Origin of the sequence: Streptomyces sp. Ag109_G2-15 (genome assembly GCF_900215565.1) — a bacterium.
Lineage (GTDB): Bacteria > Actinomycetota > Actinomycetes > Streptomycetales > Streptomycetaceae > Streptomyces > Streptomyces diastatochromogenes.
This window is the reverse complement of sequence record NZ_OCNI01000001.1, coordinates 5,515,513-5,540,818: the sequence shown is the minus strand read 5'-3', so window position 1 is coordinate 5,540,818 and position 25,306 is coordinate 5,515,513. Positions and strand designations below refer to the sequence as shown.

General features: G+C 70.2%; 19 protein-coding genes and 1 pseudogene. 10 read left to right on the top strand and 10 right to left on the bottom strand.

The window, feature by feature from the left end; translation table 11 throughout:
* Positions 1 to 26: 26 nt before the first annotated feature.
* Positions 27 to 1,556 carry an aldehyde dehydrogenase (NADP(+)) gene (locus CRP49_RS24890; RefSeq protein WP_097255391.1) on the bottom strand — a complete coding sequence of 510 codons (1,530 nt, stop codon included), beginning with the start codon at positions 1,554 to 1,556 and terminating at the stop codon, positions 27 to 29.
* A gap of 142 nt (positions 1,557 to 1,698) precedes the next feature.
* Here CRP49_RS24890 and CRP49_RS24885 point away from each other — a divergent pair, with 142 nt between their 5' ends.
* The 6 genes from CRP49_RS24885 (at position 1,699) to CRP49_RS24860 (ending at position 7,435) form a co-directional block, all read left to right on the top strand.
* The gene (locus tag CRP49_RS24885; RefSeq protein ID WP_067313156.1) at positions 1,699 to 2,472 is read left to right on the top strand and encodes an IclR family transcriptional regulator; all 774 of its coding nucleotides are present in this window, start codon (positions 1,699 to 1,701) and stop codon (positions 2,470 to 2,472) included.
* A 42-nt stretch (positions 2,473 to 2,514) separates the two neighbouring features.
* The gene (locus tag CRP49_RS24880; protein ID WP_097255390.1) at positions 2,515 to 2,985 is read left to right on the top strand and encodes a GNAT family N-acetyltransferase; all 471 of its coding nucleotides are present in this window, start codon (positions 2,515 to 2,517) and stop codon (positions 2,983 to 2,985) included.
* A gap of 75 nt (positions 2,986 to 3,060) precedes the next feature.
* Entirely contained in the window at positions 3,061 to 4,008 is a 948-nt protein-coding gene (locus tag CRP49_RS24875; RefSeq protein ID WP_097255389.1) for a hypothetical protein, read from the top strand.
* Positions 4,005 to 5,249 (top strand): histidine kinase, encoded by a 1,245-nt coding sequence (locus tag CRP49_RS24870; protein WP_257033484.1) that lies wholly within the window; start codon positions 4,005 to 4,007, stop codon positions 5,247 to 5,249. Before CRP49_RS24875 ends, CRP49_RS24870 begins: the two co-directional genes overlap by 4 nt.
* Positions 5,246 to 5,926, top strand: coding sequence for a response regulator transcription factor (locus CRP49_RS24865; RefSeq protein WP_306459749.1), 681 nt, complete (start codon positions 5,246 to 5,248; stop codon positions 5,924 to 5,926). The genes CRP49_RS24870 and CRP49_RS24865 overlap by 4 nt, the downstream gene beginning before the upstream one ends.
* Positions 5,927 to 5,980: 54 nt before the next feature.
* Entirely contained in the window at positions 5,981 to 7,435 is a 1,455-nt protein-coding gene (locus CRP49_RS24860) for a penicillin-binding protein 2 (protein WP_097255388.1), read from the top strand.
* A gap of 42 nt (positions 7,436 to 7,477) precedes the next feature.
* On the opposite strand, the gene CRP49_RS24855 is transcribed toward CRP49_RS24860, so the two are convergent.
* Entirely contained in the window at positions 7,478 to 8,929 is a 1,452-nt protein-coding gene (locus CRP49_RS24855; RefSeq protein ID WP_097255387.1) for an NCS2 family permease, read from the bottom strand.
* Between the two features lie 230 nt (positions 8,930 to 9,159).
* Here CRP49_RS24855 and CRP49_RS24850 point away from each other — a divergent pair, with 230 nt between their 5' ends.
* From CRP49_RS24850 to CRP49_RS24840, 3 genes are all read left to right on the top strand, one after another.
* Complete coding sequence (locus CRP49_RS24850) at positions 9,160 to 9,726, top strand: SigE family RNA polymerase sigma factor (protein ID WP_097255386.1); 567 nt, start codon at positions 9,160 to 9,162, stop codon at positions 9,724 to 9,726.
* On the top strand, positions 9,723 to 10,574 hold the full coding sequence (locus tag CRP49_RS24845) for a hypothetical protein (RefSeq protein WP_097255385.1): 852 nt from the start codon (positions 9,723 to 9,725) through the stop codon (positions 10,572 to 10,574). The genes CRP49_RS24850 and CRP49_RS24845 overlap by 4 nt, the downstream gene beginning before the upstream one ends.
* A 112-nt stretch (positions 10,575 to 10,686) precedes the next feature.
* Complete coding sequence (locus CRP49_RS24840; RefSeq protein ID WP_097255384.1) at positions 10,687 to 12,369, top strand: rhamnogalacturonan lyase B N-terminal domain-containing protein; 1,683 nt, start codon at positions 10,687 to 10,689, stop codon at positions 12,367 to 12,369.
* A 68-nt stretch (positions 12,370 to 12,437) separates the two neighbouring features.
* On the opposite strand, the gene CRP49_RS24835 is transcribed toward CRP49_RS24840, so the two are convergent.
* Positions 12,438 to 13,592 carry a right-handed parallel beta-helix repeat-containing protein gene (locus CRP49_RS24835; protein WP_097255383.1) on the bottom strand — a complete coding sequence of 385 codons (1,155 nt, stop codon included), beginning with the start codon at positions 13,590 to 13,592 and terminating at the stop codon, positions 12,438 to 12,440.
* 200 nt (positions 13,593 to 13,792) lie between these two features.
* Here CRP49_RS24835 and CRP49_RS24830 point away from each other — a divergent pair.
* A pseudogene (locus tag CRP49_RS24830) lies at positions 13,793 to 14,836 on the top strand (glycoside hydrolase family 43 protein); the annotation flags it as partial.
* Between the two features lie 9 nt (positions 14,837 to 14,845).
* Here the strand turns inward: CRP49_RS24830 and CRP49_RS24825 are convergent.
* From CRP49_RS24825 to CRP49_RS24795, 7 genes are all read right to left on the bottom strand, one after another.
* Positions 14,846 to 15,643 carry an HAD family acid phosphatase gene (locus CRP49_RS24825; RefSeq protein ID WP_097255382.1) on the bottom strand — a complete coding sequence of 266 codons (798 nt, stop codon included), beginning with the start codon at positions 15,641 to 15,643 and terminating at the stop codon, positions 14,846 to 14,848.
* Between the two features lie 87 nt (positions 15,644 to 15,730).
* Entirely contained in the window at positions 15,731 to 20,086 is a 4,356-nt protein-coding gene (locus tag CRP49_RS24820) for a caspase family protein (protein WP_097255381.1), read from the bottom strand.
* Positions 20,083 to 20,508: a hypothetical protein gene (locus CRP49_RS24815; RefSeq protein ID WP_097255380.1), complete on the bottom strand. Its 426-nt coding sequence runs from the start codon at positions 20,506 to 20,508 to the stop codon at positions 20,083 to 20,085. The genes CRP49_RS24820 and CRP49_RS24815 overlap by 4 nt, the downstream gene beginning before the upstream one ends.
* 112 nt (positions 20,509 to 20,620) lie before the next feature.
* Positions 20,621 to 21,724 (bottom strand): chondroitinase-B domain-containing protein, encoded by a 1,104-nt coding sequence (locus tag CRP49_RS24810; protein WP_097255379.1) that lies wholly within the window; start codon positions 21,722 to 21,724, stop codon positions 20,621 to 20,623.
* Positions 21,725 to 21,747: 23 nt separating this feature from the next.
* On the bottom strand, positions 21,748 to 22,797 hold the full coding sequence (locus CRP49_RS24805) for a pectinesterase family protein (RefSeq protein WP_373560398.1): 1,050 nt from the start codon (positions 22,795 to 22,797) through the stop codon (positions 21,748 to 21,750).
* Between the two features lie 5 nt (positions 22,798 to 22,802).
* Positions 22,803 to 23,924: a pectinesterase family protein gene (locus CRP49_RS24800; RefSeq protein ID WP_097255378.1), complete on the bottom strand. Its 1,122-nt coding sequence runs from the start codon at positions 23,922 to 23,924 to the stop codon at positions 22,803 to 22,805.
* A 71-nt stretch (positions 23,925 to 23,995) separates the two neighbouring features.
* Entirely contained in the window at positions 23,996 to 25,306 is a 1,311-nt protein-coding gene (locus tag CRP49_RS24795; protein WP_373560365.1) for a polysaccharide lyase family 1 protein, read from the bottom strand.

Below are 25,306 nucleotides of genomic sequence, written 5' to 3'. Positions count from 1 at the left end.
GTCGTTCTTGCGTCCCGCGAACGGGTTCAGCGCTCGAGGCTCCCGTTGAACCGCCGGGGAAGGCCCAGGGGGTTGTCGTCCCGAAGCTCCGGCGGCAGCAGGGCCTCCGGGGCGTTCTGGTAGGTGACGGGCCGCAGCCACCGCTCGATGGCCGTACCGCCCACGGAGGTGGACGTGGAGGTGGTCGCCGGGTACGGACCGCCGTGGTGCTGGGCCGCAGCCACGGCCACGCCCGTCGGCCATCCGTTCACCAGCACCCGCCCGGCCAGCGGGGTCAGCTCGGCGAGGATCTCGGCGCCCCGGCCCTCGCCGGCGGCCTCCTCGGCCGACAGCTGGACGGTCGCCGTGAGGTTGCCCGGCAGCCGGGAGAGCACCGCCGTCGCCTCAGCCTGGTCCTCGTACCGGGCCACCACGGTCACCGGCCCGAAGCACTCCTCCAGCAGCAGGTCGTACGCCCCCTCCTCGGCCAGCCGGCTCGCCGGCACCGTGAGGAAGCCCGCGCTGACCGTGTGCTCGCCACCCGCGCCCGGCGTGACCGGCGAGTCCACCTCGGGCAGCTGCGCACGCTCGGCGACGCCCGCGACGAAGTTGTCCCGCATGCGGTGGTCGAGGAGGACACCCGCGTCGGTGTCGCTGACGGCGTCCGTGAGCGCCTTGACCAGGCCGTCGCCCGCCGCGCCGGACGGCACCAGCACCAGGCCCGGCTTGACGCAGAACTGACCGACGCCCAGCGTCATGGACCCGGCGAGACCGGAGCCGATGGCCTCCGCCCGCTCGGCCGCCGCCGCCTCGGTCACCACGACCGGGTTCAGCGAGCCCAGCTCACCGTGGAACGGGATCGGCGCCGGGCGTGCGGCGGCCGCGTCGAACAGGGCGCGCCCACCGCGTACGGAACCGGTGAAGCCGGCGGCGGCGACCAGCGGGTGCTTGATCAGCTCGACGCCCGCCTCGAAGCCGTGCACGAGGCCCACGACGCCCTCGGGGATGCCGTGCTCGGCGGCGGCCCGGCGCAGCACCTTGGCGACCAGCTCGGACAGGGCCGGGTGGTCGGGGTGGGCCTTGACGACCACCGGGGAGCCCGCGGCCAGCGCGCTCGCGGTGTCGCCGCCCGCCACGGAGAAGGCGAAGGGGAAGTTGGAGGCGGAGTAGACGGCCACGACACCCAGCGGGACCTTGTAGCGGCGCAGGTCCGGGATGGGCGGGGTGGCGGTGTCGTCGGGGTGGTTGATGATGACGTCCAGGAAGGCGCCCTCGTCGACGATGTCGGCGAAGGCCCGCAACTGGTACGCCGTACGGGCGAGTTCGCCGGTCAGCCGGACCGGGCCGAGGGCGGTCTCGGCGTCGGCGGTCTCGATCAGGCCGTCCTTGGCCGCGTCCAGGCCCGCGGCGGCCGAGCGGAGGAAGGCGGAGCGGACGGTCCGGTCGGCGAGGGCACCGCGCACGGCGTGTGCCGCCCTGACGGCCGCGTCCACCTCCTGGGCTGTGGCCTCCACCGCAACCTGTTCACGCTGCTTCCCGGTGCGCGGGTCGACACTCCAGACTGGTGCTGCTGCCACCGCGGGTCCCTCCAAGTAAGGCCGCAATTCCTGGGTCAACCATCAGCCGCGTTCGATATACTGAACACTGTCTCTGATGATGAACTTGCTGCTCGGAGACTATATATCTAGGTCCTCGTCGAACGAAGGGGTCAGGGGCGATATGTCGGCAGGCGAGACAGGCGGCGGGGCGCAGGTCAAGTCCGCGGTGCGGACCGTTGAATTGCTCGAGTACTTCGCCGGCAAGCCCGGTATGCACTCCCTCGCGGCCGTCCAGGAGGCCGTGGGCTACCCCAAGTCCAGCCTGTACATGCTGCTCCGCACGCTCGTGGAGCTGGGCTGGGTGGAGACGGACGCGACGGGGACGCGGTACGGCATCGGGGTGCGGGCGCTGCTGGTCGGCACGTCGTACATCGACGGCGACGAGGTGGTGGCGGCGGCCCGCCCGACGCTGGACCGCCTCTCCGACGACACCACGGAGACGATCCACCTGGCCCGCCTGGACGGCACGAACGTCGTCTACCTGGCCACCCGCCAGTCCCAGCACTACCTCCGCCCCTTCACCCGTGTCGGCCGCCGGCTGCCCGCCCACTCCACGTCCCTCGGCAAGGCGCTGCTCGCCACCCACACCGACGAGCAGGTCCGCAAGCTCCTCCCGGAGACCCTCCCGGCCCTGACCGAGCACACCATCACCGACCGCGAGAAGCTGATCGAGGAACTCCACCAGGTCCGCGAACAGGGCTTCGCCGTGGACCGCGAGGAGAACACGCTGGGCCTGCGCTGCTTCGGCGTGGCGATCCCGTACCGCACCCCCGCCCGCGACGCCATCAGCTGCTCGGTCCCGGTGGCCCGCCTGACCCCCGCCCACGAACAGATGATCAAGGACGCCCTGTTCGACGCGAGGGACCGGCTGACGCTGGCGACGCGACGGCTGTAAGTACCTGGATTCGGCCCGTGGCAGGCGCCTAGGCTGTGGCCCATGGAGATCGCCCTGCGTGCCGTCGAGGACAGCGATCTGCCGGTCTTCTTCCGGCAGATGACCGACCCCACGGCCCTCCGGATGGCCGCGTTCGGTCCGAAGGACCCTGCCGACAGGGCTGCCTTCGACGCCCATTGGAGGCGCATCCGGGCCTCCCCCGACGTGCTGCGCACGGTCCTGGCCGACGGCGCCGTGGTGGGCAGCGCGGCGGTCTACGGGGAGCCCGGCGAGCGCGAGGTGACGTACTGGATCGAGCGGGCGTACTGGGGGCGGGGCGTGGCGACGGCGGCCCTGCGCGCCCTGCTCGCGGAGGTGCCCGAACGCCCGCTGTACGCCCGGGCCGCCGCCGACAACGCCGGATCGCTACGGGTGCTGGAGAAGTGCGGATTCCGGGTGAGCGCGCGGGCGCGGGGGTTCGCCAACGGGCGCGGTGCGGAGATCGACGAGGTGGTGCTGACGCTGGAGGAGTGAGCCTCCCCCGTCCGGCGGAGCCGGATCGTCTTCGCGCACGAGGTGAACGCGCGGGCGGCGCGGGAGCGTTGAGGCATGACCTCCTCAACCGCTGCCGCCGTCACCGACCTGCGGCGACACCCTGTACTGCGCCTCGTGGCCATCGTCGCCTGTCTGCCCTACCTGTCCCTCAAGCTCGCCTGGATCTCCGGGAGTCATCTCGGTATCCCGGACGGGAGTCCGCTGCTGGAGCACCGGGTGGTGATGGCTCTGGCCAACGGGCTCACCGTGCTCATGGACGCCGCTGTCGTCGTGCTGGCGCTGTTGCTGACCCAGGCGTGGGGGCGGCGGGTGCCCGCCTGGGTGCTCGCGGTGCCGATGTGGGTCGCCACGGGGCTGCTCGCGCCGATCATGGTGGGGTTCCCGCTGCAGATGGTCGTGCACGGGGGTACGGACAGCGGTGACGACCGGCCGTTCCTCGACGGGTGGGTGTTCGGGGTCGTGTACGGGGGGTTCATCGTGCAGGGGCTCGCGCTGGGCGCGCTGTTCGTCGGGTACGCCCGCGAGCGGTGGGGGTACCTGTGGCGGGGGCGGGTGTGGGAGCTGCCCCCGCACGGCACGGTGGCCGCGCAGCGGGTGACCGCCGTGACGGCGGCGCTGCTCGCGCTCGTCCCGGGCACGCTGCGGCTGCTGTGGGCCTGTGGGTTCACGGGCGGGCGGAACATCAGCGGCGGCCGGCTGATGGAGGTCGTCTACGTCGGCTTCCTCGTCGCCGCCGTCACCGGCGCCTGGCAGCTCGCCTTCCGCCGCGGCCGCCCGCTGCCGGTCACCGTGCCGCTCGCCCTCGCCTGGGTCGGCTCCGGGGCGGTGGCCTGCTGGGGCGGCTGGATGGCGCTCGGTGCCCTGGTCACCTCCCACGACCTCGCCGACCGCCCGACACCGGCGATGAGCCTCACCTACGCTGTCCAGATGATCGTCGGCCTGCTCGTGGCGACCGTCGCCGCCCACCACTTCGCGGACCGTTCGGCGAGGACCCCTCGGTGACCCGGGCGTGGGGACTCCTGTTCGGCGGGCGGGCCCGGCGCCGCTGGATCCATCTGATCCTGGGTGGGGCGCTCGCCATGCCGTACGTCCTCGTCGGCTCGGTGGTCGTCGGACCGCTCACCGGCGTGAACGACGTGTTCGGGTCCCTGCCCCTGCAACTCGGCTCGTTCGCGGTCGGGTTGCCGCTCGCCGCCGTCACCTCGCTCTTCCCGCTGACCCGGCCGCTGGAGGCCGGCGCCGCCCGCGCCCTGTGCGGCATCGACGCGGACGCCCTCGCGCACGGACCGGCCCGGACGCGGTCCGAACGGGGGCGTACGGCCGCCTGGTTCACGCTGCATCTGGGGCTCGGCGGGATCCTCGCGGGGATGTCGCTGGCCCTGCCGCCGTTCGCGGTGATGCTGATCCTGCTGCCCCTGCTCGTCCAGCCGTCCTTCGGCGGTCTCGAACTTCCCGAAGGCCTCGACCACACCTGGGCGTTGGCCCTCTCCCCGGTCGCGGGCCTGGCCATGCTGGTCGCCCTCGCCGCCTGCGCCGCCGCCTGCGGGGCCCTGCTCGCGCACTGCGCGCCCGCCCTGCTCGGGCCCGGCCCCGCGGACCGGATCGCCGCGGCCGAGGCCCGCGCCGCCGACCTCGCCGTACGCAACCGGCTCGCCCGCGAGCTGCACGACTCCGTCGGACACGCGCTGAGCGCCGTCACCCTGCAGGCGAGCGCCGCCCGCCGGGTCCTCGACACCGACCCGGAGTTCGTCCGCGAGGCACTGGCCGCCATCGAGGACACCACCCGGCGCACGGTCGGCGAACTGGACGCCGTACTGGGTGTGTTGCGGGACGGCGACACACCGGGCACCGCCCCCGCCCCGACCCTCGCGGCCGACCTGGACGGACTGCTGCGCCGGACCAGGGCGGCCGGGCAGCGCGTGACGGCCACGGTCGACACCGGCCCCACCGCCCTGCCCCCGCTGGTCTCCCGGGAGGCGTACCGGATCGTCCAGGAAGGCCTGAGCAACGCCCTCAAGCACGCCGGCGAACCGGTCACCCTCCGCATCGCCACCGCCGACGGCCACCTCGACATCACCGTCGAGAACCCCCTCGGCCCCTGCCCCGCTCCCCGCCCCGGCGGCGGCCACGGCCTGCGCGGCATCGCCGACCGGGTACGGCTGCTCGGCGGCACCTCCCGGGCGGGGGCCGAGCGCGGCACCTGGCGCCTGCACGTCCGACTTCCACTGAAGGGATCCACGTGACCGACGAAAGGGCGGGCACGGGCCGGCCCGCCATCCGGATCGTCCTCGCCGACGACGAGCGCATGGTCCGCACCGCCCTGCGGGCCATCCTCTCCGCCGAGCCCGGCCTGGAGGTGGTCGGCGAGGCGGCGACCGGAGCCGAGGCCGTGTCCGTCGTACGGGAGCTGCGCCCGGACGTCGTGCTGATGGACGTCCGTATGCCCGAGGTCGACGGCATCCGGGCCACCGAGCAGATCCTCGCCACCCTGGACGAGCCGCCCCGGGTCGTGGTCGTGACCACCTTCGAGAACGACTCCTACGTGTACGACGCGCTGCGCGCCGGAGCCGCCGGGTTCCTGCTGAAGCGGGCGGAGGCCGACGCCCTCGTCCAGGCGGTACGGCTGGTCGCGCACACCGACAGCCTGCTGTTCCCGTCGGCCGTACGGGCCCTCGCGGCCGAGCACGCCCGCCAGGCGCCCGCGCCCCCGGCGTGGGTGAGCAGGCTCACGGGGCGGGAGAGCGAGGTGCTGCGGCACATGGCCGCCGGGCTGACCAACGCGGAGATCGCCCGCCGCATGGACGTCGGCCCCGCCACCGTGAAGTCGCACGTCGCGGCGGTGCTGGCCAAGACGGGTGCCCGGGACCGGACACAGGCGGTGATCGCGGCGTACGAGGCCGGTTTCCTGAACGTACGATGAGAAAAGCGGACGTACGGGAACGGTCATCCCCCTCTCGATCGTCTTCACAGCGGGATGAACAAGACGATCAGGCGGGCGTCCGTCTTCGCGCTGCTGCTCGTGCTCGCCCTGCTGGTCAGGGCGACCTGGGTGCAGTTCTACGACGGCAAGGCCCTCGCGGACGACAACGACAACCGGCGGAACGTGATCGAGACGTACTCACGGCCGCTCGGGAACATCATCGTGGCCGGGGACGCGATCACCGGCTCGGCGCGGACGAAGGGGAGCGACCTCGCGTACAAGCGGACGTACCAGAACGGCAAGCTGTACGCGGCGGTGACGGGCTACGCCTCGCAGGCCTACGCTCCGACCCAGCTGGAGGGCATCTACAAGGATCTCCTCAACGGCACGGACAACCAGCTCAAGAGCGTGCTGGACACGGTCACCGGTGAGCGCTCCGACCCGGGCAACGTGCTCACCACGATCGACCCGGCCGTGCAAAAGGCGGCGTACGACGCGCTCGGCGGCAACAAGGGCGCGGCCGTCGCAGTCGACCCGAAGACCGGCCGGATCCTCGCCGTGGTGTCGACTCCGTCGTACGACCCCGGGCAGCTCACCGACGCGAACACGGCCGGGGCGGCCTGGAAGAAGCTCAACGCGGACAAGGACAAGCCGCTCACCAACCGGGCGCTGCGCCAGCCGCTGCCGCCGGGCTCGACGTTCAAGCTGGTCGTGGCGGCGGCCGCGCTGGAGGACGGGCTGTACAAGAACGTGGACGAGCACACCGACAGTCCCGACCCGTACGTCATGCCGGGCACGACACGCCCGCTGGAGAACGAGAACAAGTCGGCCCCGTGCGAGAACGCCCCGATCCGGGTCGCGCTGCGCTACTCCTGCAACAACGTCTTCGGCAAGATGGCCGTCGACCTCGGGCAGGACAAGGTGAAGGCGATGGCCGAGAAGTTCGGCTTCAACGACGACGAGCTGGACGTGCCGGTGCGGGCCTACGCGAGCGTGTACCCCTCGGACATGGACAAGGCGCAGACGGCGCTGTCGGGCATCGGCCAGTTCGATGTCACCGCCACCCCGCTCCAGATGGCCATGGTGTCCGCGGCCATAGCCAACGGCGGCAAGCTGGTCTCGCCGCACATGGTGTCGCAGATCACCGACAGTGGCGGTGATGTGTTGAAGGACTACGACGACAGCGCGGACACCAAGGAGATCGTGAGCTCCTCCACCGCCGAGCAGTTGCAGTCGGCGATGGAGACGGTGGTGAAGGACGGTACCGGTACGAACGCGCTGATCGACGGGGTGACCGTCGGCGGCAAGACGGGTACCGCCCAGCACGGCGAGAACAACAGCAAGACGCCGTACGCCTGGTTCACCTCGTACGGCAAGTCCGACAGCAGCGGCAAGGAGGTCGCCGTCGCGGTGATGGTGGAGCAGTCGGACGCGGCGCGGTCGGAGGTCAGCGGCAATGGCTTGGCGGCGCCGGTGGCCAAGGCGATGATGCAGGCGGCACTCAAGTGATCCCGGTGAGGGGGCAGTCCAGGGGGACTGCCCCCTCACTGCTCACTTCACTCCGAGGAGCTGCTCCACAGGATCAATCGCGAAGTACACCAGGAACAGCGCCGAAACCCCCCACAGCAGCCAGTTGACCTCCTTCGCCTTCCCCAGCACCGTCTTGATGAGCACGTACGCCAGGAACCCCGCCCCGATGCCATCGGTTATCGAGTACGTGAACGGCATCGCGGCGATGGTCAGAAACGCCGGGATGGCGATCTCGTACTTGTCCCAGTCGATGTGCTTGACGTGGGTCATCATCAGGAAGCCCACCGCGATCAGCGCGGGCGCCGCCGCCTGCAGCGGGACGATGGTGAGCAGCGGGGTGAGGAAGAGCGCGAGGCCGAAGAGGCCGCCGGTGACCAGGTTGGCGAAGCCGGTGCGGGCACCCTCGCCGACGCCGGCCGCGGACTCGATGTAGGCGGTGTTGGAGGAGGCGGAGCCGACACCGCCGGCGACGGCGGCAGCGCCGTCGATGAACAGCACACGGCCGATGCCGGGCACCTGCCCCTTCTCGTCGAGCAGTCCGGCCTCGGCGCTGATGCCGACGATGGTGCCCATGGCGTCGAAGAAGTCGGACAGGATGAGGGTGAAGACCAGCAGGACGGCGGTGAGGACGCCGGCCTTGGCGAAGCCGCCGAACAGGCTGAAGTGACCGACGAGCCCGAAGTCCGGGGCGGCGACGATCTTGTCCGGGACCTTCGGGGTGGTCAGGCCCCAGCTCTTGATGTCGGCGACGGCGTTGATGACGATCGCGACGACGGTCATCGTCACGATGCTGATGAGGATCGCGCCCTTCACCTTGCGGGCGAGCAGCGCGATGGTCAGCAGGACGCCGAGACAGAACACGAGGACGGGCCAGCCCGTGAGGCGGCCGACGGCGCCCAGCTGCACCGGGACGGTGGTGTTCGCGACGTCCGGGATGCGGCTGACGAACCCGGCGTCGACGAAGCCGATGAAGGCGATGAACAGGCCGATGCCGACACCGATGGCCTGCTTCAGCTGTTGCGGGATCGCGTTCATGATCGCCTCCCGGAGTCCGGTGAGGACCAGGAGGCAGATGATCAGGCCTTCGAGGACGACCAGGCCCATCGCGTCGGACCAGCTCATCAGCGGGGCCAACTGGAAGGCGACGACGGCGTTGAGGCCGAGGCCGGCGGCGATGGCGAGCGGGAGGTTGCCGCCGACGCCCATGATGATCGTCATCACACAGGCCACCAGCGCGGTTGCGGTGACGAGTTGGCCGGTGTCGAGGGAATGGCCGAACTTGTCCTTGGCGCTGCCCAGGATGATCGGATTCAGGACAAGGATGTAGGCCATGGTGAAGAACGTGGCGAAGCCGCCGCGTATCTCCCGGCCGAAGGTCGATCCCCGCTCGGAGATTCTGAAGTACCGGTCGACGCTGTTCGCGGCAGGTGGCGCGGCGCCCGGCCGCTGTTCCACCTTCTGCGTCTCGGACATGGTCGTACTCCTCGTTGCCTGTTGAGCGTGTGCGGATGCTGGCTGGATTGTTCCCGCGTTGAACCCGTTTCAGGTTTTCCCCGTGTTACGGAATCGGGTTCGGTCTTTCATACGGTGTTCGAGCCCCCGTACGAACCAGGCTCTTGATCACTGCTACGCTTCCCGATCTCGTTCCGGCCACCCCCGGACGATCACATGTCATTCACATGACACGCACAGAGAGGTCCCCCGTGGGCACTGTCGTCGACGACGCAGCCTCCGTGGAGTTCCATGCCTTCTTCGAACGGCACTACGCCGAACTGGCCCGTCTCGCCCACCTGTTGACCGGCGAGGCGGACGCCGCCGACGATCTGGCGGCGGACGCGCTGCTCGCCCTGTGGCACCGCTGGGACCGGGTGCGCGCGGCCGACCACCCGGTGGCCTACGCCCGTGGAGTCGTCGCCAACCTCGCGCGCACCCGCATCCGCAGCGCCGTACGTGAGCGCCGGCGGATCTCCCTGTTCTGGTCGCAGCGTGAGGAGAAGACGGAGAACCCCGACATAGCGGGCGTGGTCGACGTACAGGAGGCGTTGCGCAGGCTGCCGTTCCGTAAACGGGCGTGTGTGGTGCTGCGGCACGCGTTCGACCTGTCGGAGAAGGACACCGCTCTCGCCCTGGGTGTTTCCGTGGGTACGGTTAAGTCCCAGACGTCCAAGGGGATGGCCGAGCTGCAGCGGATTCTCGGCTCCCGGGGCGTTCCACAGAAGGTGCACGCGGCGATGGCACGCGGCGGCGAGACCGGAGGACGGATCCGATGAGGCAGCAGGACGTGCACGACGAGCTGCGCGCCCGGCTGCACGAGGCGGCCGAGGCGCACCAGCCGGACCGGGCCCGCATGCTGGCCCGGATCGAGCGGGGCATGAGCGCCGAGCGGGGTCGCTCCGGTCACCGCCAGACGCGTCCGCTCGTGTGGGGCTGGGCCCGGGTGGTGAGCGCCACGGCCGCGGTCGCGGGCATGCTGGCGATCGGTGGTTACGCGGTGGCGTCCGCGGTGAAGGACGACACTCCCGCCCAGCAGACGGTCACGGTCTCGCCGACACCCACCCCGTCGCCGGACGCGACGAGCAAGGCGCCCGCGCCGCCGGCGCACCGCACGCCGAGCAGGGCCCCGGAGTCCCCCAAGGCAAGCGACTCCCCGTCCCAGCCGGCCTCCCCCTCCCCTTCCGCCTCCGTGCTGCCGCCCGCCGACGGCGAGACGGACGGCCCGCTGTGGTCGGACGGCTCGGTCGACCCGCACAGCAACGACTTCTGGGCGCAGAGCAACGTCACGTTCAAGACCAGCGAGCAGCTCACCTCCCTCACCGTGCAGTTGAAGGTCTCCCAGACCGGCGGGGTGAGTTCGGCCGGCGCCTGGCGCTCGCTGCCGGAGCAGGACTTCACCCTCACGGTCGGCGAGCAGGACGGCTTCCTGGTCTACACGTGGGTACTCAAGGACGGCCGTACGGTCCCCAAGGGCGAGTGGGTGTTCGCCGGGCAGTACAACCACGAGCGCGGCGGCCGGGACGCGAAGGACGACAGCTACTCGGTCACGGCCACGGCGGACGGCGAGCAGCGCGCGGTGGGCGGCGACTTCGCGGCGCACACGGACGGCGAGGGCGACTCGTAAAGAATCTCGAAGAGGGCGGCAACCCTTCTCTCGGCGGCGGCAACCAGGAAGCGCACGGCTCCCTCTTCCCCTGCAGCTGAGTGAAAATTCAAGTACGACGGGATCTCGCCCCTTGAGCACGCACAAGAGACACCTCACCCGCAGACGGGTGCTCGGAGCCTCCGCGATCGGCGTCGCCGCCACCGGCGCCGCCGTCGCGGGAGGCGCCGGCCTTCTCTCGTCCGCGTCCGCCGCGACCTTCGGCTACCAGGACGACGGCAGGAACTACGTCGTCGACACCGGCTCCTCCCTCGTCTTCAAGGTCTCCAAGTCGACCGGCGACATCACGTCCCTGGTCTACAAGGGCAAGGAGTACGAGGGCTACGGCGGCAAGCACTCGCACGTCGAGTCCGGCCTCGGCGCGTCCACCGTCACGATCAGGCAGACCGGCTCGACGATCCTGATCAAGGCCGTGCACGGGGCGATCACCCAGTGGTACGCGGCCCGCAGCGGCCAGAACAACGTCTACCTGTGGACGAACAAGGCGGACGCCTCCTTCACCGCGACCCGCTACATCGTCCGCATCAGGCCCGGCATGTTCCCCAACACGGGCTCGGACGCCTGGGACTCGACACGGGACAAGATCATCGAGGCGGGCGACGTCTGGAAGAGCCCGGACGGCACCACCCACTCCAAGCACTACTCGGGCAAGCGGACGATCGACTACGACCACGTCGGCTTCACCACCGGCTCGGTCGGCCTCTGGCTGGTCCGCTCCCACCACGAGAAGGCCTCCGGCGGCCCCTTCTACCGCTCGCTGCTGCGGCACTCGAACGAGGGCGGGGCGGCCCTCTACGAGATCCTGCACTACAACGAGGCCCAGACGGAGGCGGAACGCTTCGGCCTCCAGGGCCCGTACGTCATCGCGTTCACGGACGGCGGCACGCCCTCGTCCTCGCTCTTCCACGACAAGCTCGACACCTCCTGGGTGGACGGCCTCGGCATCACCGGCTGGGTCGGCAAGGCGGGCCGCGGCAAGGTGGCGGGCGTCGGCCTGAAGGGCATGGACGCGAAGTACGACTACACCGTGGGCTTCGCCAACGCGGACGCGCAGTACTGGGCGAAGGCGGCGGCCGGCACGGGTGCCTTCTCCTGCACGGGGATGCTCCCGGGGACGTACACCCTGACCGTCCACAAGAACGAACTGGCCGTGCACACGGAGTCGGTGAAGGTCACGGCGGGCGGTACGACCACCCTGCACACGTTGAGCATCACCGGTGACCCCTCCACCGCCCCAGCCGTCTGGCGGCTCGGCGACTGGGACGGCACGCCCGGCGAGTTCAAGAACGCCAAGCTGATGACGTACGCGCACCCGTCCGACGGCCGCGCCGCGAAGTGGACCGGCAACGTCACCATCGGCAGCGGCAGCGAGGCCGCGTCCTTCCCCGCGTACCTGTGGAAGGACGTCAACGACGGCATCCTCGTCTACTTCAAGCTGACCAAGGCACAGGCCGCCGCGGCGCACACGCTGCGGGTCGGGGTGACGGACGCGTTCTCCAACGGGCGGCCGCGGGTGAGCGTGAACGACTGGGTCTCGGCCATCCCCTCGGCTCCCACCCAGCCCGAGACACGTTCCCTCACCACGGGTTCGTACCGCGGGAACAACCACACCTTCACGTTCAGCGTCCCTTCCAGTGCCTGGAAGACGGACACCTCGCAGTACAACGTCCTGAAGATCAACATCGTGAGCGGTTCGGGCGGCACGGCCTACCTCAGCGCGGGCACGTCGTTCGACTGCCTGGACCTGCTGGCCTGAGCCCCCCTCGGTCAGCAGAAGGAACGCCCCCGCCGGTGACGACCGGCGGGGGCGTTCGCGCACCACGGTCAGTTCATGGTGGAACCGATCGTCGTGGACCCCGTGGTGAGGAAGGTGGTGGCCGGCAAAGAGCCGTCCGACTTCCGAGCACCGTACGCCGTCGCGGCGTCGGTCGACTTGAAGGACGGGGTGCTGACGCCGCTGTCCCAGTTGTTGGCAGCGGACACGGTGTGCGAACTCAGCTTGGACAGGCCGCCCTTGTTGCTCACGGCGAGGTTGCGGGCCAGCCGAGCCTTGCCCGTCTCGAAGAAGAACCCCGCCTGCGCGTTGGCGTACGCGGTGTTGCGGTTCAGCGCGACCGCGCCGGTGTTGGAGTTCTCGGTGAAGCCGTTGAGGCTGTTGTCCCAGGCCGCGTCGTTGTTGACGACGTGGGCGACCGAGGCGCCCCCGCCGCCCAGTTTGAAGCCGTTGCCGTTGCCCTCGAAGGCGGAGTCGTTCCAGCGGTTCCTGCCGTTGCCGAAGGCCCAGGAGTGCTCGATGGTGACCGGCGAGGAGAACTGCCACAGGTCGAGGCCGTCATCGGAGTTGTTGTAGAGGCGGGCGCCGGTGACCTTGTTGCCGGTTCCGGAGCCGAACTTGATGGCGATGCCGTCGGCGTTCTGGCCGTGCCCGGAGGCGTCGTAGTTGCCGTAACTGTCCAGGTTCTGGACAAGGTTGTTCACGGTGTTGTCGCCGCGCAGAGTGAACCCGGAGTCGCCGTTGTTCGCGGTGACGAGGTTCTTGAAGACCCCTCCGGTGGAGGAGGTGACGACGAAGCCCTGGGCCGGGGACTTCTGGAAGGTGAGGTTCTGCACGGTCCAGTAGCTGCCGTAGATCCCGGTGAGCCAGGAGCCGGCGGGCAGCTTGGAGCCGTCGATCTTCACCGTCTCACTGCCGTACGCCTGGAGCGTGATGCGGTTCGAACTGGTACCGCTGGCCGTGGACTTGAGGGTGGCTGTCGGGTAGTAGGTGCCGCCCCGCACCTGGATGACAGTACCGGCGGCGGCGTTCTTGACGGCCGACTCCAACTGGGCGGTGGTGGACACGGTCACCGTGGTCGTGGCGGCCTGGGCGCCGCCGTTCGACAGGCCGAGGTAGACGCCGCCGGCCCCCGCGGCGACGGCCACCGCGGCGGCGATCGAGAGGGTGCGCGTCCTGCGGTGACGTCCGGTGCTCTGCCGCACTGGCCGTTCCTTTCCTAGGGGGTTGAGTCGCATGCCAGTCGCCGCCATGGCCGGAACAGGTTGCCGCGCCCACGCGAAAACAACCGAAACTTTCGGCCGCCCGAGTCGCCCGCACACCGATTGACGCGCTGTTCCCCACTGGCCACACTCCGAGAGCGCGCACCGATCAACAGAAATCCCCAAACTCACACAGGACTGTCATGCGCCCCAGAACCAGAACCCTGCTGGTCCCCCTCCTGGCCGCCCTCTTCCTCACCCTGCTGACCGCCCCACCGGGCTCCGCGCAGACACGGCACCCCAAGTACGCGGGCTATCTCTTCGCCTACTTCACCGGCGAGGGCACCGCCGACGGCGAGCAGATCCGCTACGCCCTCAGCCAGGGCAACGACCCGCTGCACTGGCGGGAGCTGAACGCGGGCAAGCCGGTGCTGACCTCGACCATCGGCGAGAAGGGCCTGCGCGACCCGTTCGTGATCCGCTCCCCCAAGGGCGACAAGTTCTATCTGATCGCCACCGACCTGCGGATGTACCAGAACAGCAGCGGCAGCTGGGACTACGTCCAGCGGCACGGCAGCAAGTCGATCATGGTCTGGGAGTCCACCGACCTGGTGCACTGGAGTGACCAGCGGCTGGTGAAGGTGGCCCCGGACAACGCGGGCAACACCTGGGCCCCGGAGGCCTACTGGGACGACCGGCTCCACGAGTACGTGGTCTTCTGGGCGTCGAAGCTGTACGCCGCCGACGACCCCGACCACACCGGCTCGACGTACAACCGGATGCTCTACGCGACGACCAGGGACTTCCGCACCTTCAGCGAGCCCGAGGTCTGGGACGACCCGGGCTACTCGGTCATCGACTCGACGGTTATCAAGGACAAAGGGACGTACTACCGCTTCACCAAGGACGAGCGGGACCCCAGCTCCAGCTCGCCCTGCTCGAAGTTCATCACCGCCGAGAAGTCGCGGAACCTGACCGACACGTCGTACGACTTCGTCTCCGACTGCATCGGCAGCGGCTCCATCCAGCGGGGCGAGGGACCGACCGTGTTCAAGTCGAACACCGAGAAGAAGTGGTACCTGTTCATCGACGAGTACGGCCTGCGCGGCTACGTGCCCTTCGAGACCACCGACCTCGCCTCGGGCAAGTGGACCCTGTCCACGGACTACGCACTGCCCGCCAGCCCCCGCCACGGCACGGTACTGCCGGTGACGAGGGCCGAGTACGAGCGGCTGCTCAGGACCTACGGATGACCGTCAGGAGACGAAGTAGGTCGGGTTCGGCAGCTTGTAGGTGCGGTCGGCGTAGCCGCCGTCCAGGTCCGAGTACTGGTCGCCGAAGTTGGCGATGACCTCGTACCCGAGGTCGTCCTCGATGTGCTTGCGGGTGCCGGACTTGTACTGCACCGTCGTGCAGGTCCAGGTGCCCGGGGTGGCGCAGTCGCCCAGGTAGGCCGGCGGGTTGGCCTTGTCCTTGAGGAACACGTGGTCGGCGTCGAGGTTCACATCGGCGCCGACCTTCTTCAGGTTCTCGACGGCGGCGCTGCGCTGCGCCTCGCTGAGACCGGAGTTGTAGAAGACCTCGACGCCCTTGGACTCGGCGTACTGGACCAGCTCCGGGCTGCCGAACACGGCCGGACGGCTGGCCTTGTTCACGTAGTCGGCCCAAGTGGTCGAGTTGTACGTGTAGTTGTAGCGCTTCTCGTAGTCGAGGCTGAGCAGCAGCGTGTCGTCGATGTCGAAGACGACGGCCGGCTTCTCGCCGTGGCGATGCGCCTTGCGGGCCGCCTTGTCGATGTAGCGCTTGGCGTCGGCGTCGATGCGCGCCAGGTCCTGGGCGTACGGGCTGTCCGGGGACGCCTGGTAGACGCCGTTGGCGTCGGCGGTGGTGCCGTAGTAGGTGTCGATGTCCTTCACCAGGAGCCCGATGTTGTAGGGCTCGTGGGTGGAGTTCGCCGTCGACTGACCGGCGGTGGCCGCGCCGGCGCCGTATAGGGCACCACCGGCGAGGGCACAGGCGGCGGTGATCGCCGCGATCCGCAGTGATTTATGCATGACAGGTTTTCTACGCGCGTCACCCAGTCGAAGGCGACATTCGTTGCGCGATCGATACACACCAATTCGGTTGGAGGCAGGGGCTGGTCAGTCGCAGGGCGGGTCGTAGGGTTCGCCGGGGACGTAGGCGTTCCATTCGGGCTCGGTGATCCTGTCACCGATGTTCTTGCAGAGGAGGTACTTCAGGTCCGGGGTGTTGGTGGCCCAGACGTTGATGTCCGCTCCGGCCGCGGCCAGCAGGGGCTTGCCGTGGGAGCTGTATGACAGGCTTCCGAAGCCCGTGAGGCTTCCGAGATCGAAGGCGAACGCGCCCTTGTACACCGGAGCCTTCCAGTGGCTGACGTCCCACATCTCAATGTGGTTCTGGGAGTAGACGTCGTTCGGATCACCGGTGCTTGACCAGGCGAGGGTCCCGCCGTCCGGGCTGAAGGCGATGCCTCCGCCCGAGCCGATCGTGCGCATCACGGAAGGATCGCCCGTGATGCGGCCGTTCTTGATCCGCCAGAAGCGAGTGGTGCTCTTGGTGTCCGTGGCGGCGAGCAGTTCGCCGTCGGGACGGAAGGCGGTACGCGACACGTCGGCGCCCGGGGTCAGCCACCGGGTCAACTGGGGTACCGGACGGCGTGGGTTCGCCACCGTCCAGGACAGCATCCTGTCGGCGGTGTTGGCGACCAGGAGCCGGTCCTTCGGGGAGAAGGTGACGAAGAAGACGTTGCCCTTCATAGCTGCGGTCCGCCGGGGGTGCGAGACGGTGGTGACGTCGAACAGCTTCACCGAAGGTGGCTCGGCCCGGACAGCCGTGTTGTCGTTGTTGTCGGCCACGGCCAGCAGATGACCGTCCGCGCTGAAGGAGAGGTCCTCGACGCCGTTGGCGATGTCCGTGATGGTGGCGATGACGGGTGCGCCGGACCGGCGGGTGTCCCGCAGCCGGACGACACGCTTGTTCCCGCTCAGCTCGCTGAGGGCGAGGATCTTCCCGTCGGGGCTGAAGGCCGCGCCCTCCGCGCCGATCTCGCCACTGCCCGGCAGCCGTGCCAGGCTCTTGTGGAGCGTGGCCGTGCCGGTCAGGTCCCACAGAGCACCGCCGTTGGCACCGTGGATGACCAACAGCCGCCGGGCACCTCCGCTGAGCTTCGTGGTCACCTGGAAGCCGGACGGTGACGGGCCGAAGCTGGCCGCAGCGGTGGGCTGGGCCGTGTTCTCCACGTACCACAACAGCACTCCGCGGCCCGTGGCGCGCAGCAACCGGTGGCCGTGTGCTGTGAAGAGCGCCGGCCCTGTCCCGTTGGCTTCTGCGCCCCTTTTGAGCTGAGCGGACTGTCGCAGGCGGGAACCTGGAAGGACGTCCCAGAGGTAGGTGTTGGCATCACAGCCGGTGGCGAGAACCTTCCCGTCCGGACTGAACGCGGCGGAGGCCAGGTTCGCCGCACAGTCGGTCACATATTTGTCCTTCGCCGTACCCGCCGACGTCGGCTGCCCCCGGCCCGGCAGCCGCCACAGACGGACACGGGTCTTGTCCCCGTCCCCCGGCCCGGCCAGCAGCCGGCCGTCCGGGCTGAACGCCACCCGGTGCAGCGGCTTTCCGTTCAGGTCGTAGGTTTGGGAATCCAGCTTGAGACCAGGGAGGACCGCCGACGCCGAGGTGCGCCGCTGGTCCGTCATGTCCCAGAGCCGTACCTTTCCGTCACTGCCGGCGCTCGCCAGGAGCCGCCCGGACGGGGCGAAGGTGAGCGAGTCGACGTTCCCGGTGTGGCCGCTCAGGGTGCGCAACGGGCGTGGGACGGACCGGCGGGCGATGTCCCACAACCCCAGCGACCCACTTGCCGTGCTGCCTGCCCGTACGACGGCCACCAGCCGTCCGTCGGGGCTGAGCGCCACCGCACCGGTCCGCATCTGGCCCAGGTTCCCCAACTTCCCATTGCCGTGCGCCGTGTCCCACAGGACGACGTCGGAACCGGTCGAGACGGCCATCCGTTCGCCCCGGGCGTCCAGGGAGATGTCGTCGGCGGAGGCCTCGGACATGAAGACGCCCGGGCTCTCCATTTCGGCGAGCATCGAAGCCGTCCCGATCTGCGGGTCCAGCCGGTTCGCGATCAGGCTGAGCTGTTTGGCCAGCCCCGGGCGGCTGTCCCGCAGACGGTCCGCCTCCTCGTTGACCAGCCGTGCGACAGCCTCCCGCCGCTGAGCCGCCTCCTTCTGCCCCGACCACCAGGCCAGGCCTCCGCCCGCCCCGGCCAGCAGCGTCAGCACACACATGCAGGCGATCACCGCCCTGCGTATGCGCACCCCGCGCCGTTCCTGACGCCACGACTGGTTCAGGAACTCCGCGAGCCGTGGTTCGAGTTCACCGGCATGCCCTTTGCCCTCGGCGGCGGCGGTCAGACCCGCGCCCTCCAGGCGTTCACGGGTGGCGGCGAGCCGGGGCCCCCGATAGAGCAGCGAGGGATGCCTGTCCGCCTCCCACCAGACGGCGGCGTCGACGGCGACCTGCTGCCGCGCACGCAGCCAGTCGCGGTCCGCGTCGATCCACTCGCGCAGCCGGGGCCAGGTGTGCAGCAGGGCGTTGTGGCTGATGCGGACGGTGTGCTCGTCGAGGACCAGCAGCCGTGCCGCGGCGAGCCGGTTCAGGGCGCGCTCGGCCGCCTGCGGGTCGGGCAGGCCGTCCAGCAGTACGGTCCGGTCGGCGGGGCGGCTGGTGTCCGGCGCGTCGTCGTCGATGTGCACCAGGCGCGGCAGCATGCGGCGTACGGCGGCACGGCCCGCGTCGTCCAGGTGCTCATAGGTGTCGTCGGCGGTCTGTTTGATGGCTTCGTCGATGCCCCCGCTGTCGCGGTAGCCGGCGACGGTCAGCTGTCTGCCCTGTCGGTGTCGCCAGGTGGACCAGAGTGCGTGGGAGAGCAGGGGCAGGGTGCCGGTCTGGGACCGGGTCAGCCGGGCTGCGCCCAGTTCGTGGATGAGCAGGTCCGCGAGGCCTTCGTCGAGTTCCAGTCCGACGGCCGCGGCCGGGCGCTCGATCGCGGCCCTCAGCTCCTCCTGCCGCATCGGGCTGACGAGCACCTGGTTGGACCGCAGCATCGAGTCCAGCTCGGGCAGGGCCTGGGCGTGCCCGTAGAAGTCGGCGCGCAGGGCGGCGACGACGAGCGTCCCGGCCTCGGCCAGGGCCGCCAACGCGGCGAGGAACGCCGTGCGTTCGGTCCGGCTGCGGCAGAGGGTGAACAGCTCCTCCAGCTGGTCCACCACCAGCACCAGTCGCCGCCGGTCCGGAACGAGGTCGTGGACCCAGCCGACGGCGGCTTTCGGGTCCTCTGCCGACAGAACGGTGTCCCCCCGCAGGGCGGTCGTCAGGTTGCGGAGGGGGTGTTCGCCCGGGGTCAGGACCAGGCCGGGCCAGGCCGCCGAACCGGGCAGCAGCGGGGTTCCGGCCTGTAAGGCCGCGAGGAGTCCGGCGTGCAGCAGTGAGGTCTTGCCGGCGCCGGACGGGCCGACCACCGCCAGCGGCCGACCCTGTTCTACAGCCTGGAGGCAGCCGCGGAGCAGTTCGTCGACCAGCTTCTCCCGGCCGTGGAAGAACTCCGCGTCGTCCACGGTGAACGCGTCGAGGCCCGGGTACGGGCAGGGGCCCGGCGCCGGTTCCTCGGCCGTGGTGCCGTCCGGCTCGTCGGTGGCCGGCGCGGCCGCGTTGACGGCAAGGACGAGTCCGCCGGAGCGGTCGCCGGCCTGGCGTCGGGGCAGCGGCCCGCCCCGGGACCGTAACGCGCGGAACAGGTGGTCGTAGACGTCGTCCAGGGTGAGCAGGCGCGGTGCGCGCGGGTCGCCGTCCCGCAGCAGGCTGATCAACTCGCCCGTGAGGGCGGTGTGTTCGGCGTCGTCGGGTGCCAGCGCCAGCTGCTCGGCGGAGCCCATCAGGTACATCCCGTGCCCGGCGGGCAGGGTGAAGGCCGCGGGCTGGGGCGTACCGGCGCCGAGCCGGGCGCGTCCGGAGAAGCAGCAGTCCAGGACGACGATCACCGACGCGGCGCGGCACAGGGTGAGCGCCTCGCGCAGGGCCGAGAACGACAGTGCCTGGTGTGCGGCGAGGCCCGGGGTCAGCCGGTCGGTGGCGGTGGCGGCGAGGTACAGCTCGTCGCCGGGGCCGATGAGGCCGTGGCCCACGTAGTACACGAGCAGGGTGCTCTCGGCCTCCTGCGCCGCGTCGGCGACGGCCAGGGCCATCGTGCGGGCGTCCGCCGGGTCGACGAGGGTGCGCAGCCGGTCGGGGGTCACTCCGCAGCGTTCGGCCAGGACGGCCGCCAGTGCTTCGACGCTGCGCGGCACCGCCGGTACGGAGGTCAGCGTCGGGCCGTCGTGCGTACCGGTGCCTATGAGCAGCACCCGCGCGCCGGAGGACGCCAGGGCGGTGGTGGGCGTGGCGAGGGCCGGTGACTCGGCGGGCCGGGTGGTCATAACGCGCCGCCGTCCGGTCCCGGGCCGCCCTGACCGCCCTGGCCGCTCTCCAGGAGCCGGGAGGAGTCGGTCACGAAGGCGCGCAGTTCCTGGGGGGTCATCGGCCCGACGAGCTTCGTGGAGATCTCCAGCGAGGCGCCGTCGGACCGGGTCGCCTTGACGGTGACGTCGCTGTGCCGGCTACGGATCCAGGCGACCACGGCGGTGGTGAGTCCGGTGACCGCCCCGCCCGAGCCGAGCGCGACCACCAGGCCGTCCAGGACCGGGCCCAGGGTGCCGGGCACCGGTGGTCTCTCCTGCGGAGTGACCCGGCCGCGCAGCTCTCCCTCCTGGGTGAGCCAGGCGAGCAGCGACCTCGTCTCGTCGGCCGCGCCGGCAACGTCGGCATCGTCCGTGACGCGGACATCCACACGTACGTCCACAGGTTCCCCCGATCCTGCATCCTGTCCCAATGGACCGTCGGACAACAGCGTAGAGGGAACGGGGGAAACCTGACCCGGTAATTCCGGTCGCCAGTCGGGTCTGCTTCGCCGTCTAATTCATCGTCGCCCCGATCGTCGTGCTTCCCGTCGTCAGGAACGTCGTCGACGGCAGGGAGCCGTCCGACTTGCGGGTGTTGTACGTAGTCGACGCGTCCGTGGAGACGAAGGACGGGGTGGAGATGCCGGAGTCCCAGTTGTTGCCGGCCGAGGTCACGTTGGAGCCCTTGCTGACCTGGCCGCCGCCGTTGCCGACAGCCAGGTTCTTGCCGAGCTTCGCGGAGCTGGTGGCGAAGTAGTAGCCCCACTTGGCGTTGGCGTAGGCGGTGGTGCGGTTGATGACGATCGCGCCGGTGTTGGAGTTCTCCGTGAAGCCGTTGCCTGCGTTGTCCCAGGCGGCCGAGTTGTTGACGACGTGGGCGACCGTCACACCGTTGCCGCCCAGCTTGTAGCCGTTGCCGTTGCCCTCGAAGGCGGTGTCGCCCCAGCGGTTCTTGCCGTTGCCGAAGGACCAGGTGTGCTCGATGGTCACCGGGGAGGAGAAGGACCACAGGTCGATGCCGTCGTCGGAGTTGTTGTAGAGGCGCGCTCCGGTGACGAGGTTGCCGGTGCCCGAGCCGAACTTGATGGCGACCCCGTCCGCGTTCTGGCCGTGCGTGGCGGCGTCGTAGTTGCCGTAACTGTCCAGGTTCTTGACGGTGTTGTTCACGGTCCCGTCCCCGGTGAGGGTGAAGCCCGAGTCGCCGCCGTTGATGGTCTTGATGTTGTTCCAGTTGGTGCCGGTGCAGGACTGGCAGACGACCGCGCTGTCCGGGGAGTTCTGGAAGGTGATGTTGGAGACGTTCCAGTAGTCGGCGGTCAGCTTGAAGATCCAGGAGCCGGAGGGCAGCGAGGAGCCGTCGATCTTCACGGTCTCGGAGCCGTACGCGGTGAGGGTGATCGGGGACGAGGAGGTGCCGTTGGCCGTCGACTGAAGCGTCGCGGTCGGGTAGTAGGTGCCGCCGCGCACCTGGATGACGGTGCCGGCGGTGGCGTTCTTGATGGCGTTCGTCAGGTCGGTGGAGTTGCTGACCACCACGGTCGCGGCATGCGCGGGCGTGGCGACCAGGCCGAGCCCGGCGATGGCGAGAACGGTGAGGGTGCTCTTGATGCGACGCATGACGTGCGGGTCCTTTCGTCGGCTCAGAGCGAGCGGTGGGGGTGGAGGTGGGGGTGGGGGTGCCAGTCGCCGAGGTAGGCCGCGGGGGTGTGCAGCGTGGCCTCGGCGTCGGTGAGCTGGGGCCGGTTGGCGGGGACGGTGATCACCGCGCCCGGACCCGAGTTGCTGTACTCGCGAAAGCGCATGGACTGCCACGGGTAGGCGTCCCGCATGTTGGTGTAGGGGGCGACCGGGTCGATGCCGGGCCCGATGAGGCTGTCCCGGACGACGAGCGAGGGCCAGGCGGTGATCTCGTACGACGGCACCCACGGCCGGGCCAGTTTGTACGCCGAGTCCTCCGCGCCGGAGGTGAACCGGGAGCGGACGGCGAGGATGCCGTGCGGGTTGGCGCGGGCGGTGGACGGGGCGAAGACCATGCCCTTGGGGGTGAAGGTGACGTCCCGCCGCAGGGTGTGGAAGCGGCAGCGGTCGAACACCGCGGTCGCCCGTCCGAAGACGAAGTCGACGTCGCCCTCGATGTGGCAGTGCCGGAAGTACTGCCGGTCGAAGGAGTCGAGTGCGGTGGTGTCCGCGAACAGGGTGTCCTGGTGGGCGAGGAGCCGGACGTTGTCGAGGTGGGTGCGGTCGCCGGTGAGGTAGGCGGCGACCGCCTGGGTCCCGGTGATGTCCGGGTGGTCGGCGCGCAGCCAGTCGTTGGCGAGGGTCAGATCGCGCACGGTCAGCCCGGGAGCGGCCGAGCTGAAGGTGGCGGACCCGGCGGTGCCGTAGGTGCCCGAGCCGTCGGGCTTCTGGGTGCCGTTGGCGTTGTCGTGGACGATGACGACGTCACGGGGGTCGCCCGTGATCCCGCGGATCGTCAACTGCTCCTTGTCCACCGGCACGTTGACGACCTCGCGGTACGTCCCTGGGTGGAGGAGGATCGTCCGGCCCGGGGCGTCGACGGCGTCCACGGCGGCCTGGACGGAGTCGCCGGGGCGGACGTGCAGGACCCGGCGGCCAGACGCGACCACCGGGGATGCGCTCATGGCCACCAGTCCGCCCGCGATACCCGCGAGCAGCGTGCGTCGGGGCAGCGGCATCAGCAGCCCTCCCACGGGGTCCAGTCCCCGAGATAGGCCTCCCGGGTCGCCGACTCGGCCTTTTCGTCGGTGAGTTGGGGCCGGTTCTCCGGGACGGTGACGACGGCGCCGGGGCCGGTGTTCCGGTACTCGGCGAACCGCTGGTTCTGCCACGGGTAGGTGGCCGACATGTTGGTGTAGGGCGCGGTCGCGTCGATGCCGGGGCCGAGCCAGGTGTCGCGGACGGTGAGCATGGGGCGGGCGGTGGGGTCGGAGCCGGGCACCCAGGGGCGGGCCAGTTTGTAGAAGGCGTCCGGGGCCTCGCTGCTGACGTGGCTGCGGGTGACCAGGTAGCCGCGCGGGTTGGCGACGGCCGTGGAGGGGGCGAAGACGAAGCCGTACGGCGCGGCGGCCAGGTCGGTGCGGTTCAGGGTGCGGAAGTGGCAGTGCTCGTAGACGGCGGTGGCCCGGCCGAAGACGAAATCGACGTCGCCCTCGACGTAACAGTGGGCGTAGTACTGGCGGGCGAAGGCGCCGAGGGCCATCGAGTCGGCGTACAGGGTGTCCTGGTGGCCGAGGAAACGGCAGTGCAGGAAGGCGCCGCGGTCGCCCTGCACCTTGACGGCGACGGCCTGGGTACCGCTGATGTCCGGGTGGTCGGCGCGCAGCCAGTCGTTGGCGAAGGTGATCCAGCGGGCGGTGAAGCCGTCGGCCTGCACGGTCGTGGTGGCCGACCCGGTGGTGCCGTAGGTGCCGCCGCCGGGCTTGGGGGTGCCGGCCGCGTGGTCGTAGACGATGACGACGTCCCGGGGGTCCTCGGAGGCGCCGATCCAGGTCATCTCCGTACGGCCGGCGTCGACTGCGACCGTCTCCCGGTAGGTGCCGGGTGCCAGGACCAGCGTCCGGCCGCTGCCGGTGGCAGCGGTCACCGCGGCCTGCACGGAGGTGAAGTCACCGCGGCCGTTCGGGTCGACGTACAGGGCCCCCGGGGTGAGGCGGCGGGCCGGTGACCCGTACCGGCCGAACGGGAGCGGTCCCCCGGCGGCCCGCGCGGGGACGGCGGCGAGGCCGAGCGCGGTGGCGGCCCCGGCGCTCGCGACCAGGAAGCGCCGTCTGGACAAGGGGAGTTGGGGCGAGGGCATGGGAGTGCTCCTTCGCGGTGCGGCTCGTGAGAGGAGAGGGGGATCGGGGCCGGAGGTCCGGCCCCGGTGGGTCAGCCCAGGCGGCCCGCGCCCGCGCAGTGGTCGACCAGGCCCGGGACGGCCTTTGCGGGGTCGACCTTGGTGCGCAGGGTCGGCGTCCAGCCCGCCCCGGACTGCAGGATCTCGCCCGGGACCTCGGTGTTGTGGACGGCGATCAGGTCCGTCGGCACGCCGTTGACGTAGTTGTCGTCGGCGGTGAGCGGCGACTCCTTCCACTTCTTCAGGATCGAACCGGTCTTCGCACCCGCCGGCAGGGTGAACGCGTTGTGCTCGGCGACGAGTTGGGACTCCATGCCGATGCCGTAGCTGTAGGAGTAGCCGTCGCCGGCGACGAAGTGGTTGTTGTAGGAGTCCACCTGTCCGAAGCGGACGCGGGGTGCGCGCTCGACCAGGTTCGAGAACAGGTTGTGGTGGAAGGTGACCTTGAGGTGGCCCCGGTCGACCGCGGCCGTGGAGGCGCTGTCGCTGTTGCCGATGAGGATCGTCTTGTCGTGGTCCTCGAAGACGTTCCAGGAGGCGGTGACGTAGTCGGCGCCCTTGACGATGTCCAGCTCGCCGTCGTGCTGCTCGTAGATCCGGCCGTAGTAGTACGGCAGGGTGCTGTCCGGGTGGCCCCCGTCGGTGAAGGTGTCGTGGTCCATCCACACGTGCGTGGAGCCGTAGATCACCGCGCTGTCGTACTCGGAGTTCCAGTTGCCGTCGGCGGTGTCGGTGGGGTCCCACTGCGGGAAGCAGTCGAGGGGGCTCTCGAAGCCGAGGTTGCGGACGATGACGTTGTCGACGCCCTTGATCTGGAGGCTGGCGCCCTTGAAGCCGGCGTCCTTGCCGATGCCGACGATGGTGGTGTTGGCGGGGATGTTCGCCTTGATGTAGGCGTCCTGCTGGGCGGCGGAGGCGCGGCGCAGGCCCTCGGGGCTGGCGTCGGGCTCGCCGTCGAGGTTCTTGGTGCGACCCCACACGGCAGGGTCGTAGGTCTTCAGGTAGGTGTCGAAGTCGTAGCCGGGCACGGCGAACGAGGCACAGCTCGGCCCGTCCGCGTCGATGGTGCCCTTCACCCTGATGATCTTCGGGGCACTGCCGCCGTCCGCGAGGGCGGACTTGAACTGCTCCCAGGTGGTGACGGTGTAGACGTGCGCGGCATCGGCGGCGGCACCGCCGGTCGTCCCGGTGCCGTAGGCGGCCCAACCGTCGTTCGCGGGCAGCACCTGGCGCTCAACGACCCGACCGGGCTGCGCGGAGGCGGTCCCGGTGACGGCGAGCACGAGAGCCGTGCAGCCCACGAGCGTTCCTATGACGCGTCCATGACACTTCCGTGTACGCAC

What these genes read in the sequence shown, in the direction of transcription:
- CRP49_RS24885 (WP_067313156.1), top strand. Translation starts at nt 1,699, where the DNA reads ATGTCGGCAGGCGAGACAGGCGGCGGGGCGCAGGTCAAGTCCGCGGTG.
- CRP49_RS24880 (WP_097255390.1), top strand. Translation starts at nt 2,515, where the DNA reads ATGGAGATCGCCCTGCGTGCCGTCGAGGACAGCGATCTGCCGGTCTTC.
- CRP49_RS24875 (WP_097255389.1), top strand. Translation starts at nt 3,061, where the DNA reads ATGACCTCCTCAACCGCTGCCGCCGTCACCGACCTGCGGCGACACCCT.
- CRP49_RS24860 (WP_097255388.1), top strand. Translation starts at nt 5,981, where the DNA reads ATGAACAAGACGATCAGGCGGGCGTCCGTCTTCGCGCTGCTGCTCGTG.
- CRP49_RS24855 (WP_097255387.1), bottom strand. Translation starts at nt 8,929, where the DNA reads ATGTCCGAGACGCAGAAGGTGGAACAGCGGCCGGGCGCCGCGCCACCT.
- CRP49_RS24845 (WP_097255385.1), top strand. Translation starts at nt 9,723, where the DNA reads ATGAGGCAGCAGGACGTGCACGACGAGCTGCGCGCCCGGCTGCACGAG.
- CRP49_RS24825 (WP_097255382.1), bottom strand. Translation starts at nt 15,643, where the DNA reads ATGCATAAATCACTGCGGATCGCGGCGATCACCGCCGCCTGTGCCCTC.
- CRP49_RS24820 (WP_097255381.1), bottom strand. Translation starts at nt 20,086, where the DNA reads ATGACCACCCGGCCCGCCGAGTCACCGGCCCTCGCCACGCCCACCACC.
- CRP49_RS24810 (WP_097255379.1), bottom strand. Translation starts at nt 21,724, where the DNA reads ATGCGTCGCATCAAGAGCACCCTCACCGTTCTCGCCATCGCCGGGCTC.
- CRP49_RS24800 (WP_097255378.1), bottom strand. Translation starts at nt 23,924, where the DNA reads ATGCCCTCGCCCCAACTCCCCTTGTCCAGACGGCGCTTCCTGGTCGCG.